Here is a 12,771-nt window from a genome sequence, read left to right as displayed (position 1 = left end):
TTGCTGCGGAAAGTATGGGCGCAGAAGGCTTTTTTGCCAACCGCATCACGCATTTTTTGCCCCGTGCCGCCCCGGGGCGGTTTTTGCGATCTGCCTCCCAGTTTGCACACGCATTGTCGTTACTCTATATAAATGAGAGCGCTCTCATTATAAAAAGAACGGATACTGAAGCATCCCACGGCGGCGTCGCCGCGCAACCCCTGGAGAAATGACGTGAGTGAATTGATGACTGAAGTCAGCCCCGAGTTTGAAAGCACCATCATGGAACTGCTGGTGTTCTCCGGCAGCGCGCGCAGCAATGCGTTGATGGCGTTGCGGCAAGCGCGCGCCGGCGACTTCGCCGCCGCGGCCAAACACATGGCCGAATCCAAAGAATGGGTGAAGAAAGCACACCTGATCCAGACCGAGCTGATCGGCCTGGACGAAGGCTGCGGCAAGCTGGCGATCAACCTGATCACGGTACATGCGCAGGATCATCTGATGAACGCCATGGTGATCCAGGATCTGGCCGACGACATGATCGAGCTCTATCGCCGTCAGTCGCAAACGGAGGGCCGCCAATGAGCACGCTCAAAATCGCGGTGATCGGCGGCGGCAGCAGCTACACTCCCGAACTGGTCGATGGGCTGATCCAGCGCATCGAGGAGCTGCCGGTCACCGAACTGGCGCTGGTGGACGTCGAGCCGGGCCGGCAAAAAGTGGAAACCATCGCCGCTCTGACCCGCCGCATGCTGGCGCGCCACGGGCTGGAGCAGGTGAAGGTCAGCGTGCACTTCGCGCTGGACGACGCCATTCGCGGCGCCGCTTTCGTGCTGACCCAGTTCCGCGTCGGGCAACTGCCGGCGCGCGCCGCCGATGAACGGCTGGGCCTCAAATACCAGCTGCTCGGCCAGGAGACGACCGGCGTCGGCGGCTTCGCCAAGGCGCTGCGCACCATTCCGGTGATGCTGGATATCGCCCGTCGGGTGGAAAAGCTGGCGCCGGACGCCTGGATCATCAACTTCACCAACCCGGCCGGCATCGTCACCGAGGCGGTGTCTCGCTTTACCAAAGCGAAGATCATCGGCCTGTGCAACGTGCCGATCAGCATGCATCACATGATCGCCAACATGCTGCAGGCGCCTTACGCCGACGTGCAGCTGCGGTTCGCCGGCTTGAATCACATGGTCTGGGTGCATCAGGTCACGCAGCAGGGGCGCGACGTCACCGCCAAAGTGATCGACATGCTGTGCGACGGAGCGGCGCTGACCATGAACAACATCAAGGAAGAGCCCTGGCAGCCGGACTTCCTGCGCGCGCTCGGCGCGATCCCCTGCCCGTACCACCGCTATTTTTACCAGACCCGTGAGATGCTGGCGGAAGAGATGGCCGCCGCCGGCGAGCGCGGCACCCGCGCCGAGCAGGTGATGCAGGTGGAGAAAGAGCTGTTCGAGCTGTATGCCGATCCGCAGTTGAACACGAAACCGGAACAGCTCAGCTTCCGCGGCGGTTCTTTCTATTCCGAGGTTGCGCTGGAGCTGATTCGTGCTATCCATAATAATCTCGGCACGCAATTAGTGGTCAACACCGCAAACCGCGGCGCGATCCATGGCCTGCCGGACGATGCTGTGATAGAAATCAACTGTATCGTCGATGCCCAAGGCGCGCATCCGCTAACGTTCGGCCCGCTGTCGGAGCCGATGCAGGCGCTGACGCAGCAGGTGAAAGCCTACGAACGCCTGACCATCGAGGCCGCGGTGCACGGCGATCGCCGCAGCGGCTTGCTGGCGCTGATCGCCAACCCGCTGGTGGGCAACGCCAACCTGGCGCAGCCGTTGCTGGACGAGGTGTTGACGATAAACGCGCCGTATTTGCCGCAGTTCAGGTAAGCGCCTGCGCGGTATGACAGGGGTTCGGCGCGCCGAACCCATTTTTTTAGCCGTAATCAGGAGTTGGACGATGGTGACACTGGAAGATGTCGCGGCGCTGGCGGGCGTTTCGCGCGCCACCGTATCGCGGGTAGTGAACGGCGACAGCAACGTCAAGGCGCCGACCCGCGAGAAGGTTGAACGCGCCGTCGCCCAGCTCGGTTACACCCCCAACCCGGCAGCCCGCGCGCTCGCCTCCAGCCACAGCAATACCCTCGGGCTGGTGACCACGTCGTATCGCGGCGGCTTCTTCGGCGCGCTGATGGACTTCGTGCAGACCGAGGCCGAATCCCACGGCAAGCAGCTGCTGGTGACCCAGGGCCGCAACAGCGCCGAAAACGAATGGCAGGCGGTGCAACGGCTGTTCAGCCTGCGCTGCGACGGCGTGATCCTGCACGTGCGTTTTCTCAGCGACGATCGGCTGCGCCAGCTGGCGGCGGAACAACGTGATTTCGTGTTGCTCGATCGTCTGGTGCCGGGGCTGGAAGATCGCTGCGTCACCTTCGATCACCCGCTCGCCAGCCGCATGGCGACGCAGCAGTTGCTCGACGCCGGGCACCGGCGCATCGCCTGCATCAGCGGCCCGCGCGAGCGCCCGTCGAGCCGCCTGCGGCTGCAGGGGTTTGAAGAGGCGATGCAGGCTGCGAATATCGAGCCGGTGGCCTGTCTGGAGGGCGTCTACGATCTGGAAAGCGGTTACCGCTGCGCCGATCACCTGCTGCAGCAAACCGCACGGCCCAGCGCCATCTACTGCTGCAACGAAGAAATGGCGATCGGCGCGCTGCTGGCGATCAACGAGCACCGCCTGCGGGTACCGCAGGATATCTCCTTGATCTGTTACGACAGCGGCGAACGCGCACCTTTCGTGCGCCCGGCGTTGAGCAGCGTACATTTTCCCATCAGCGAAATGGCCCAATACGCGGCGCGCAGGCTGATCGACCCCGCCACCCCGGCACACCGGTTTGAGCCGACGATCATCAGCCGTGATTCCATTGTGACGGCACGCAAATAGATCACAATAATGCGCATCATCCCTTCATGGGTTGCATCAAAAAATCGACAGCCATCACAAAAAATCCCGTTGTCTGTGCTAGGATCCGCCCCCTGGTGGCCTGATCGGGACTTTTTTCTGCGTTTGCCAGGAAAAGCCAGCGGCCTTATGCCAGCGTTAAAACCTCTAACAGACATATTCAGGCCTATACAATGAATGACAGTAACCGCATACGGCTTACCTGGATCAGCTTCTTTTCGTACGCGCTGACCGGTGCTTTAGTGATCGTCACAGGGATGGTGATGGGAAACATTGCAGAGTACTTTAATCTGCCGGTTTCCAGCATGAGTAACACCTTTACTTTCCTCAACGCCGGTATTTTGATTTCGATCTTCCTTAATGCCTGGCTGATGGAAATCATCCCGCTGAAGCGTCAGTTGATCTTCGGCTTTGTCCTGATGGTGCTGGCGGTCGCAGGGCTAATGCTCGGCAAGAGCCTGACCATGTTCTCGCTGTGCATGTTTATCCTCGGCGTGGTGAGCGGCATCACCATGTCGATCGGCACCTTCCTGATCACCCACATGTATGCCGGCCGCCAGCGCGGTTCGCGCCTGTTGTTCACCGATTCCTTCTTCAGCATGGCCGGGATGATCTTCCCGATCGTCGCCGCGATGCTGCTGGCCCGCCATATCGGCTGGTACTGGGTTTACGCCTGCATCGGCCTGCTGTACGTGGCGATCTTCGTGCTGACCCTGTGCTCCGAATTCCCGGTGCTGGGCAAGAAAGGCGCCGATGCCGGTCAACCGGTCGAGAAAGAAAAATGGGGCATCGGCGTGCTGTTCCTGTCGATCGCCGCGCTGTGCTACATCCTCGGCCAGCTGGGCTTCATTCAGTGGGTGCCTGAGTACGCGACCAAGTCGTTCAACATGGACATCGGCCAGGCCGGTAAGCTGGTGAGCGACTTCTGGACCTCTTACATGGTCGGCATGTGGGTGTTCAGCTTCATCCTGCGCTTCTTCGATCTGCAGCGCATCGTCACCGTACTGGCCGCGCTGGCTACCGGCGCGATGTACCTGTTCGTCAGCACCGACAATCCGGAACACCTGGGCTACTACATCATGGCCCTGGGCTTCGTTTCCAGCGCCATCTACACCACGCTGATCACCCTCGGCTCGCTGCAGACCAAGGTCTCCTCGCCGAAGCTGGTCAACTTTATCCTGACCTGCGGCACCATCGGCACCATGCTGACCTTCGTGGTCACCGGCCCGATCGTGGCGAAAGGCGGCGCGCACGCGGCGCTGACCACCGCCAACGGCCTGTACCTGGCGGTGTTCGTGATGTGTCTGCTGCTGGGCTTCGTGACCAAGCACCGCAGCCACGGTCACGTGACGCACTAACGTCTTCGCATCAAATACATCAAGGGCGCCCGCAAGGCGCCCTTTTTTATGTACATTTTTCACACTTAATTATACATTGTTTATACATGAACAATGGAGAGGGATTGCTCATGAAAGTCTTTATCAAAAAATGGGGCAACAGCGCGGGAATGCTGGTGCCCTCAGCGCTAATGAACGAGCTGGAACTACAGGTAGGTCAGGAAATGGACATGCAGGCCATCGATGGAGCGTTGGTCATTAAACCGGTTAAGAAACGCTATTCACTGCAGCAATTGCTCGATGGCTGCGACGGTGAAGCGCCGGCCGCCGCAGACGACAACTGGGAACACATGCCGCCGGCGGGGAAAGAAGTATGGTGAAGCGCCCCGTTTTTCAGCGCGGAGATCTTATCCGGGTCAGCCTGAATCCCGTGGTTGGCCGTGAGCAGCAAGGCGACTTTCGTCCGGCACTGGTGCTCTCTCCCCGCGAGTTTAATGCGTTGGGCATGGTGCTGGTCGCCCCTATTTCGCAAGGGGCTAATTTTGCCCGTACAGCGGGTTTCACCGTCAGCCTGAGCGGGAGCGGCACCGCAACGCAGGGCGTCATCTTGATCAACCAGGTTCGCATGATGGATCTGGCCGGGCGCAGCGCGCAATTCATTGAACGAGCCCCTGGCGAAGTCATCGCCGACGCGCTGGCGCGGCTTCAGGCAATCATCGACTAGCGCCGAAAATCCACCGTCTCATCCTGCTGCAAATGCAGCGTGGTTTCCGCCGGCCGCGTTTCGGCGATCACCGCGCCCTGGCGAATCGAATAACGCACCGGCGTCTGGCGGCGCACCGCGTCGAAACCGCTTTCCGCCGGCAGGATCACCAGGTTGGCGCTGTTGCCGGCCGCCAGGCCGTAGTCGCTCAGGTTAAGGGTGCGCGCGCTGTGGTGGGTGATCAGCTTCAGTCCGTCGTCGATTTGGCCATAGCCCATCAGCTGGCACACGTGCAGCCCCATGTGCAGCACCTGCAGCATGTTGGCGGTGCCGAGCGGATACCAGGGATCGAACACGTCGTCATGGCCGAAGCAGACGTTGATCTCCGCCTCCAACATCTCCTTCACTCGGGTCACGCCGCGCCGTTTCGGGTAACTGTCGAAACGGCCCTGCAGGTGAATGTTCACCAGCGGATTGGCGACGAAGTTGATGCCGGACATTTTCAGCAGGCGGAACAGCCGCGAGGCGTAAGCACCGTTGTAAGAGTGCATCGCCGTGGTGTGGCTGGCGGTGACTTTCGCTCCCATCTCCAGCTTCAGCGCCAGCGCCGCCACGGTTTCGACGAAACGCGATTGTTCGTCGTCTATCTCGTCGCAGTGCACGTCCACCAGCCGATCGTATTTTTGCGCCAGCGCGAACGCCTTATGCAGCGACTCCACGCCGTATTCGCGGGTGAATTCGAAGTGCGGAATGGCGCCCACCACGTCGGCCCCCAGCCGCAGCGCCTCTTCAAGCAGCGCTTCGCCGTTGGGATAGGAAAGGATCCCCTCCTGCGGAAAGGCGACGATCTGCAGCGTCACCCAGGGCGCCACCTCCTGCTTCACCTCCAGCATGGCGCGCAGCGCGGTCAGCGTAGGATCGGAAACGTCGACGTGAGTGCGCACATACTGCACGCCGTTGGCGATCTGCCACTTGAGCGTTTGCCAGGCGCGCTGTTTGACATCTTCATGGGTCAACAGCGCTTTGCGTTCGGCCCAGCGCTCAATGCCCTCGAACAGCGTGCCGGACTGGTTCCAGGCCGGCTGACCGGCGGTTTGCGTGGTATCCAGGTGGATATGCGGTTCGACGAACGCCGGCAGCGCCAGCCCGCCCTGCGCATCCAACACGTCGCTGCGCCACTCCTGTCCTTCCGGCTGCGGCACCAGATGCGCGATGCGCCCCTGCTCGATCACCAGTTGCCACAATCCTTCATGCCCGCTTAAACGCAGGTTGTCGATAAACTTCAATGGACGTTTCGCCACCCTTCACCTCTGCCGTTGCGCTGGTTTTCTTCATCATACTGGCAGCGGATCGCACTGACAAAGTCGCCGTGTCGTGCCTACCCCCTGCGTTTACTCCCTGCGGGGTCATTTACATGCAAACTGACTCGCTTCAGCTAAAGATGAATAAAATCCGCAACTTATCAAAAAACGTGAAAAATCATTCATATACCACATTGGAGGTATATGGAAGTGTGATTGATTTGCATCAATAAATTGCTCATCGGGAGGGATAAGGTAACCCTAGGAAACCAGAATTTTGAGGCAATAATGAGCAGAGTCAAACTTGCCGTCATTGGCAATGGCATGGTCGGCCACCGGTTCATCGAAGATCTGTTGGATAAAGCAGACAAAGACCAATTCGAGATCACCGTATTTTGCGAAGAGCCGCGCATCGCTTACGATCGCGTGCACCTCTCTTCCTACTTCTCTCACCACACCGCCGAAGAGCTGTCGCTGGTGCGCGAAGGCTTTTACGAAAAACACGGCGTGAAGGTGCTGATCGGCGAACGCGCTATCACCATCAATCGCGACGAAAAGGTCATCCACTCCAACACCGGCCGCACCGTCTATTACGACAAGCTGATCATGGCCACCGGCTCCTATCCGTGGATCCCGCCGATTAAAGGCTCGGATAGCCAGGACTGCTTCGTTTACCGCACCATCGAAGACCTGAACGCCATCGAAGCCTGTGCGCGCCGCAGCAAACGCGGCGCGGTAGTCGGTGGCGGGCTGTTGGGGCTGGAAGCCGCCGGCGCGCTGAAAAGCCTGGGGGTGGAAACGCATGTGATCGAGTTCGCTCCGGTGCTGATGGCCGAACAGCTCGACCCGATGGGCGGTGACCAGCTGCGCCGCAAGATCGAGCGCATGGGCGTCAAGGTGCACACCGGCAAAAATACCCAGGAGATCGTCAACGGTGGCGGCACGGCGCGCAAAACCCTGCATTTCGCCGACGGCAGCCTGCTGGAAGTGGATTTCATCGTGTTCTCCACCGGCATCCGCGCCCAGGACAAGCTGGCGCGCCAGTGCGGGCTGGAGATCGGCCGCCGCGGCGGCATCGCCATCAACGACAGCTGCCAGACGTCGGATCCGGACGTGTACGCCATCGGTGAGTGCGCCGCCTGGCGCGATCGCACCTTCGGCCTGGTGGCGCCGGGATACAAAATGGCGCAGGTGGCCGCCGATCGCCTGCTGGGCCGCGAAAACGGCTTCCAGGGCGCCGACATGAGCGCCAAACTGAAACTGCTGGGCGTGGACGTCGGCGGCATCGGCGATGCCCACGGCCGCACCGAGGGCGCCCGCAGCTACGTTTATCTGGATGAAAGCAAAGAAGTCTACAAACGCATCGTGGTCAGCGCCGACAACAAAACCCTGCTCGGCGCGGTGCTGGTGGGCGACACCAGCGACTACGGCAACCTGCTGCAGCTGGCGCTGAACGGCATCGCGTTGCCGGAGAACCCGGACGGCCTGATCCTGCCGGCTCATGCGGGCAGCAAACCGGCCATCGGCGTGGATTCGCTGCCGGAAAGCGCGCAGATCTGCTCCTGCTTCGACGTCAGCAAAGGCGACATCATCCAGGCGGTCAACAAAGGCTGCCACACCGTGGCGGCGCTGAAGGCCGAAACCAAGGCCGGCACCGGTTGCGGCGGCTGCATCCCGCTGCTTACCCAGGTGTTGAACGCCGAGCTGAGCAAGCAAGGCATCGAGGTCAACCATCACCTGTGCGAACACTTCGCCTATTCGCGCCAGGAGCTGTTCCACCTGATCCGCGTCGAAGGCATCAAGTCGTTCGAGGCGCTGCTGGCCAAATACGGCAAAGGCTACGGCTGCGAAGTCTGTAAGCCGACCGTCGGCTCGCTGCTGGCCTCGTGCTGGAACGAGTACATCCTCAAGCCGCAGCATACGCCGCTGCAGGATACCAACGACAACTTCCTCGGCAATATCCAGAAAGATGGCACTTACTCGGTGATCCCGCGCTCCGCCGGCGGCGAAATCACCCCGGACGGCCTGCTGGCCATCGGCCAAATCGCCAAGGAGTACAACCTCTACACCAAAATGACCGGTTCGCAACGCATCGGCATGTTCGGCGCGCAAAAAGACGACCTGCCGGCCATCTGGCGCAAGCTGCTCGCCGCCGGCTTTGAAACCGGCCATGCTTACGCCAAGGCGCTGCGCATGGCGAAAACCTGCGTCGGCAGCACCTGGTGCCGGTATGGCGTCGGCGACAGCGTCGGTTTCGGCGTCACGCTGGAACATCGCTACAAAGGCATCCGCACCCCGCACAAAATAAAGTTCGGCGTCTCGGGCTGCACCCGTGAATGCGCCGAAGCGCAGGGCAAGGACGTCGGCATCATCGCCACCGAGAACGGCTGGAACCTGTATGTCTGCGGCAACGGCGGCATGAAACCGCGCCACGCCGACCTGCTGGCCGCCGACCTCGATCGCGAAACCCTGGTGCGTTACCTCGACCGCTTCATGATGTTCTATATCCGCACCGCCGATAAGCTGCAGCGCACCTCGGTGTGGCTGGAAAGCCTGGAAGGCGGCATCGATTACCTGCGCAAGGTGATCGTCGACGACAAGCTCGGCATCAACGCGCAGTTGGAAGCCGAGATCGCCCGCCTGCGCGACGCGGTGGTCTGCGAGTGGAAAGAGACCGTCGAGCACCCGGAAACGCAGCTGCGCTTCGCCCACTTCATCAACAGCCCGCTGCGCGATCCGAACGTGCAGGTGGTGGCCGAACGCGACCAGCACCGCCCGGCCCGCCCTGACGAGCGCATTCCCGTCACCCTGATCGATACCGAGGAGAGCCACGCATGAGCCAGTGGATTACCGTTTGTCCCGTCGCCGACATTCTGCCCGGCACCGGCGTGTGCGCCCTGATCGGCGATCGGCAGGTGGCGGTGTTCCGCCCCTATGCCGACGAACAGGTGTTCGCCATCAGCAATATCGACCCGTTCGCCCAGGCCAGCGTGCTGTCGCGCGGCCTCATCGCCGAACATCAGGGCGAACTGTGGGTCGCCAGCCCGCTGAAGAAACAGCATTTCCGCCTGTACGACGGCCACTGTCTGGAAGATGACAACCGTTCCGTTGCCAGCTTCACCAGCCGGGTGGTCGACGGCATCGTGCAAGTCGCGGCATAACCTTTCGGGAGGCAACATGTTTACCGATACGATCAACAAATGCGCCGTCAACGCGGCGCGCATCGTCCGCCTGGCGAAGGAGAGCCCGCTCGGCTTCTGGATCAGCTCGGCGATGGCGGGCGCCTACGTCGGCCTCGGCATCATCCTGATCTTCACCCTCGGCAACCTGGTCGACCCAAGCGTGCGGCCGCTGGTGATGGGCGCCACCTTCGGCATCGCGCTGACGCTGGTGATCATCGCCGGTTCCGAGCTGTTCACCGGCCATACGATGTTCCTGACGCTCGGCGTCAAGGCCGGCACCATCCGCCAAAGCCAGATGTGGGCGGTGCTGCCGCAAACCTGGCTCGGCAACCTGCTCGGCTCGGTGCTGGTGGCGCTGATGTATTACTACGGCGGCGGCAGCCTGCCGCCGGTGGATACCAGTCTGGTGCACAGCGCCGCGCTGGCGAAAACCACCGCGCCGGCCGAGGTGCTGTTCTTCAAGGGCGTATTGTGCAACTGGCTGGTTTGTCTGGCGATTTGGATGGCGATCCGCGTTGAAGGCGCCGCCAAGTTCATCGCCATTTGGTGGTGCCTGCTGGCCTTTATCGCCTCGGGTTACGAACACTCCGTCGCCAACATGACGCTGTTCGCCCTCTCCTGGTTCGGCAACCACAGCGAGGCCTACACCCTCGCCGGCATTGGCCACAACCTGCTGTGGGTGACGCTGGGCAACATCCTGTCCGGCTCGGTGCTGATGGGCCTGGGGTATTGGTATGCCACGCCGCGCGCCGAACGCCCGCTGGCGGCGAAAGCCGCCGCACGTCAGACCGCCTGAGTTTTCGGGGGCCCATTTCGCCCCCCACCCTGATGACCCCGAGGAGTGCCGATGGACTACCTGCCGATTTTCTGCCAACTGCAACATAAAGCCTGTCTGCTGGTCGGCGGCGGCGAGATCGCCGAACGCAAGGCGCGCCTGCTGCTGGACGCCGGCGCGGCGCTGACCGTCAACGCCCTGGACTTCACCCCGCAGTTCCGCCTGTGGGCGGAAGAAGGCCGGTTGACCCTGGCAGCAGGCGAATTCAGCCCAGCCCTGCTGGCGGAAAAATGGCTGGTGATCGCCGCCACTGACCGGCTGGAGGTCAACGCGCGGGTATACCAGTGCGCCAACCAGCAACGGGTGTTCTGCAACGTGGTCGACGATCCGAAACGCGCCAGCTTTATCATGCCGTCGATTATCGATCGTTCGCCGATCATGGTGGCGGTGTCCTCCGGCGGCAAAGCGCCGGTGCTGGCGCGGCTGCTGCGCGAGAAGCTGGAAGCGATGCTGCCGCAGCACCTCGGCAAGCTGGCTCAACTGGGCGGCTCGCTGCGGCAGCGGGTAAAACAACGCTTCAGCGGCCTCGGCGCACGCCGTCGCTTCTGGGAAAGGTTGTTCGCCCACGATCGGCTGGCGCAATCGCTGGCCAACGGCGACGCCGCGCTGGCCGAACGCCAGCTCGAGCAGTTGTTCAGCGAACAACGGGAAGATCGCGGTGAAGTGGTGCTGGTGGGCGCCGGGCCAGGCGATGCCGGTTTGCTGACGCTGAAAGGGCTGCAACAGATCCAGCAGGCCGACGTGGTGGTTTACGACCGGCTGGTCTCCGAAGAGATCATGACGCTGGTGCGCCGCGACGCCGAGCGCATCTTCGTCGGCAAACGCGCCGGGCACCACTGCGTGCCGCAGGAACAGATCAACCAAATCCTGCTGCAGCAGGCGCTGCAAGGCAAACGCGTGGTACGCCTGAAGGGCGGCGATCCCTTTATCTTCGGCCGCGGCGGCGAAGAGCTGGAGACGCTGGCGGACGCCAACGTGCCGTTCTCGGTGGTGCCTGGCATTACCGCCGCCTCCGGCTGTTCCGCCTACAGCGGCATCCCGCTCACCCACCGCGACCATGCGCAGAGCGTCCGCCTGGTGACCGGCCACGCCAAGGCCGACGGTGGATTGGACTGGGCGACGCTGGCCGCCGGGCAACAGACGCTGGTGTTCTATATGGGGCTGTCGCAAGCGACGGAAATCCAGCGCAGGCTGATCGCGAACGGACTGCCGGCCGCCACGCCGGTGGCGCTGGTGGAAAACGGCACTTCTTGCCGCCAGCGGGTGATCGAAGGCGAACTCCACCAACTGGGCGCCTTGTCCCTGCAGGCCGCCAGCCCCAGCCTGATCATCGTCGGCAGCGTGGTCAGCCTGCGCAGCAAGCTCAATTGGTTCGCCAGCGAGGAATCGCCCGCCAGCCTGGCGCAAATGGCGTGATACCGACGTAAAAAAAGCGGCCTAAGGCCGCTTTTTTATTTGCGCCGGCGTTACGCCTGCGGCGGTACGAAACCGACGGCCTGATAGACCTTCGCCAGGGTTTCCTGCGCGCGCGCGCGCGCCTTGGCGGCGCCGTCGCGCATCACCTGCTGCAGATAGGCTTCGTCGTTGCGGAAGCGGTGGTAGCGCTCCTGCAGCTCAGCCAGCATGCCGGAGACGGCTTCCGCCACCGCGCCTTTCAGGTGGCCGTACATCTGGCCTTCGAACTCGGCTTCCAACTGCGCGATGCTCTTGCCGGTCACGCCGGCGAGGATATCCAGCAGGTTGGAGACGCCCGCCTTGTTGACCACGTCGTAACGCACGACAGGCGGCTCTTCCGAGTCGGTCATTGCGCGTTTGATCTTCTTGGTCACCGCTTTCGGATCTTCCAGCAGGCCGATCACGTTGTTGCGGTTGTCGTCCGACTTGGACATCTTCTTGGTCGGCTCCTGCAGCGACATCACGCGCGCGCCGGATTTAGGAATAAACGGCTCCGGCACTTTGAACACGTCGCCGTACAGCGCGTTGAAACGCTGGCCCACGTCGCGGCTCAGCTCCAGGTGCTGTTTCTGGTCTTCGCCCACCGGCACCTGGTTGGTTTGATACAACAGGATATCCGCCGCCATCAGCACCGGATAGCTGAACAGCCCGGCGTTGATGTTCTCGGCGTAGCGTGCGGATTTGTCCTTGAACTGCGTCATGCGGCTCAGTTCGCCGAAATAGGTGTAACAGTTCAGCACCCAACTCAACTGCGTATGCTCAGGCACGTGCGACTGCACGAAGATGGTGCTTTTTTCCGGATCGATGCCGCAGGCCAGATACAGCGCCAGCGTATCCAGCGTGGCCTTGCGCAGCTTCTCGGCGTCCTGGCGCACGGTGATGGCATGCAGATCGACGATGCAGTAGATGCAGTCGTAGTCGTCCTGCATCTGCACCCACTGACGCAGCGCACCCATGTAGTTGCCGATGGTCAGTTCGCCGGACGGCTGCGCGCCGCTAAATACGATGGGCTTACTCATGT

The 12,771-nt window shown here is 61.9% G+C and carries 12 protein-coding genes; 10 read left to right on the top strand and 2 right to left on the bottom strand.

What is annotated here, in order from left to right; all coding sequences use genetic code 11:
* The first annotated feature begins 225 nt into the window (after window positions 1-225).
* The 6 genes from CRO23_RS01485 to CRO23_RS01460 all read left to right on the top strand — a co-directional run bounded on the left by CRO23_RS01485 (window position 226) and on the right by CRO23_RS01460 (window position 4,998).
* Window positions 226-564 carry a PTS lactose/cellobiose transporter subunit IIA gene (locus CRO23_RS01485; RefSeq protein ID WP_016930352.1) on the top strand — a complete coding sequence of 113 codons (339 nt, stop codon included), beginning with the start codon at window positions 226-228 and terminating at the stop codon, window positions 562-564.
* Window positions 561-1,868, top strand: a complete 1,308-nt coding sequence (locus CRO23_RS01480; protein ID WP_016930353.1) for a 6-phospho-beta-glucosidase — start codon at window positions 561-563, stop codon at window positions 1,866-1,868. The genes CRO23_RS01485 and CRO23_RS01480 overlap by 4 nt, the downstream gene beginning before the upstream one ends.
* A 70-nt stretch (window positions 1,869-1,938) precedes the next feature.
* Complete coding sequence (locus tag CRO23_RS01475) at window positions 1,939-2,919, top strand: LacI family DNA-binding transcriptional regulator (RefSeq protein WP_016930354.1); 981 nt, start codon at window positions 1,939-1,941, stop codon at window positions 2,917-2,919.
* Between the two features lie 191 nt (window positions 2,920-3,110).
* On the top strand, window positions 3,111-4,295 hold the full coding sequence (gene tsgA / locus CRO23_RS01470) for an MFS transporter TsgA (RefSeq protein ID WP_004930336.1): 1,185 nt from the start codon (window positions 3,111-3,113) through the stop codon (window positions 4,293-4,295).
* A 110-nt stretch (window positions 4,296-4,405) separates the two neighbouring features.
* The gene (locus tag CRO23_RS01465; RefSeq protein ID WP_097101281.1) at window positions 4,406-4,654 is read left to right on the top strand and encodes an AbrB/MazE/SpoVT family DNA-binding domain-containing protein; all 249 of its coding nucleotides are present in this window, start codon (window positions 4,406-4,408) and stop codon (window positions 4,652-4,654) included.
* On the top strand, window positions 4,648-4,998 hold the full coding sequence (locus CRO23_RS01460; RefSeq protein ID WP_049300714.1) for a type II toxin-antitoxin system ChpB family toxin: 351 nt from the start codon (window positions 4,648-4,650) through the stop codon (window positions 4,996-4,998). Before CRO23_RS01465 ends, CRO23_RS01460 begins: the two co-directional genes overlap by 7 nt.
* Here CRO23_RS01460 and CRO23_RS01455 read toward each other — a convergent pair.
* A complete protein-coding gene (locus CRO23_RS01455) occupies window positions 4,995-6,263 on the bottom strand; it encodes a cytosine deaminase (RefSeq protein ID WP_441347587.1) in 1,269 nt (422 codons plus the stop codon). The two genes, CRO23_RS01460 and CRO23_RS01455, sit on opposite strands and share 4 nt — an antisense overlap.
* 303 nt (window positions 6,264-6,566) lie before the next feature.
* Here CRO23_RS01455 and nirB point away from each other — a divergent pair, with 303 nt between their 5' ends.
* Genes nirB through cysG form a run of 4 tightly spaced genes read left to right on the top strand, consistent with a single transcriptional unit; the run spans window position 6,567 to window position 11,711 of the window.
* Window positions 6,567-9,116, top strand: coding sequence for a nitrite reductase large subunit NirB (gene nirB / locus CRO23_RS01445; protein WP_097101277.1), 2,550 nt, complete (start codon window positions 6,567-6,569; stop codon window positions 9,114-9,116).
* Window positions 9,113-9,439 (top strand): nitrite reductase small subunit NirD, encoded by a 327-nt coding sequence (gene nirD / locus CRO23_RS01440; RefSeq protein WP_016930361.1) that lies wholly within the window; start codon window positions 9,113-9,115, stop codon window positions 9,437-9,439. Before nirB ends, nirD begins: the two co-directional genes overlap by 4 nt.
* A gap of 16 nt (window positions 9,440-9,455) precedes the next feature.
* Window positions 9,456-10,256 (top strand): nitrite transporter NirC, encoded by an 801-nt coding sequence (gene nirC / locus CRO23_RS01435; RefSeq protein ID WP_097101275.1) that lies wholly within the window; start codon window positions 9,456-9,458, stop codon window positions 10,254-10,256.
* A 51-nt stretch (window positions 10,257-10,307) separates the two neighbouring features.
* Window positions 10,308-11,711: a siroheme synthase CysG gene (cysG, locus tag CRO23_RS01430; RefSeq protein ID WP_049300719.1), complete on the top strand. Its 1,404-nt coding sequence runs from the start codon at window positions 10,308-10,310 to the stop codon at window positions 11,709-11,711.
* 50 nt (window positions 11,712-11,761) lie between these two features.
* Here the strand turns inward: cysG and trpS are convergent, their stop codons facing one another.
* Window positions 11,762-12,769, bottom strand: a complete 1,008-nt coding sequence (gene trpS, locus CRO23_RS01425; protein ID WP_004930324.1) for a tryptophan--tRNA ligase — start codon at window positions 12,767-12,769, stop codon at window positions 11,762-11,764.
* Window positions 12,770-12,771 lie beyond the last annotated feature (2 nt).

This window comes from Serratia sp. JKS296 (assembly GCF_900215445.1).
Taxonomy (GTDB): domain Bacteria; phylum Pseudomonadota; class Gammaproteobacteria; order Enterobacterales; family Enterobacteriaceae; genus Serratia; species Serratia marcescens.
The sequence above is the reverse complement of the archived record's forward strand: the minus strand, read 5'-3'. Positions and strand labels throughout refer to the sequence as shown.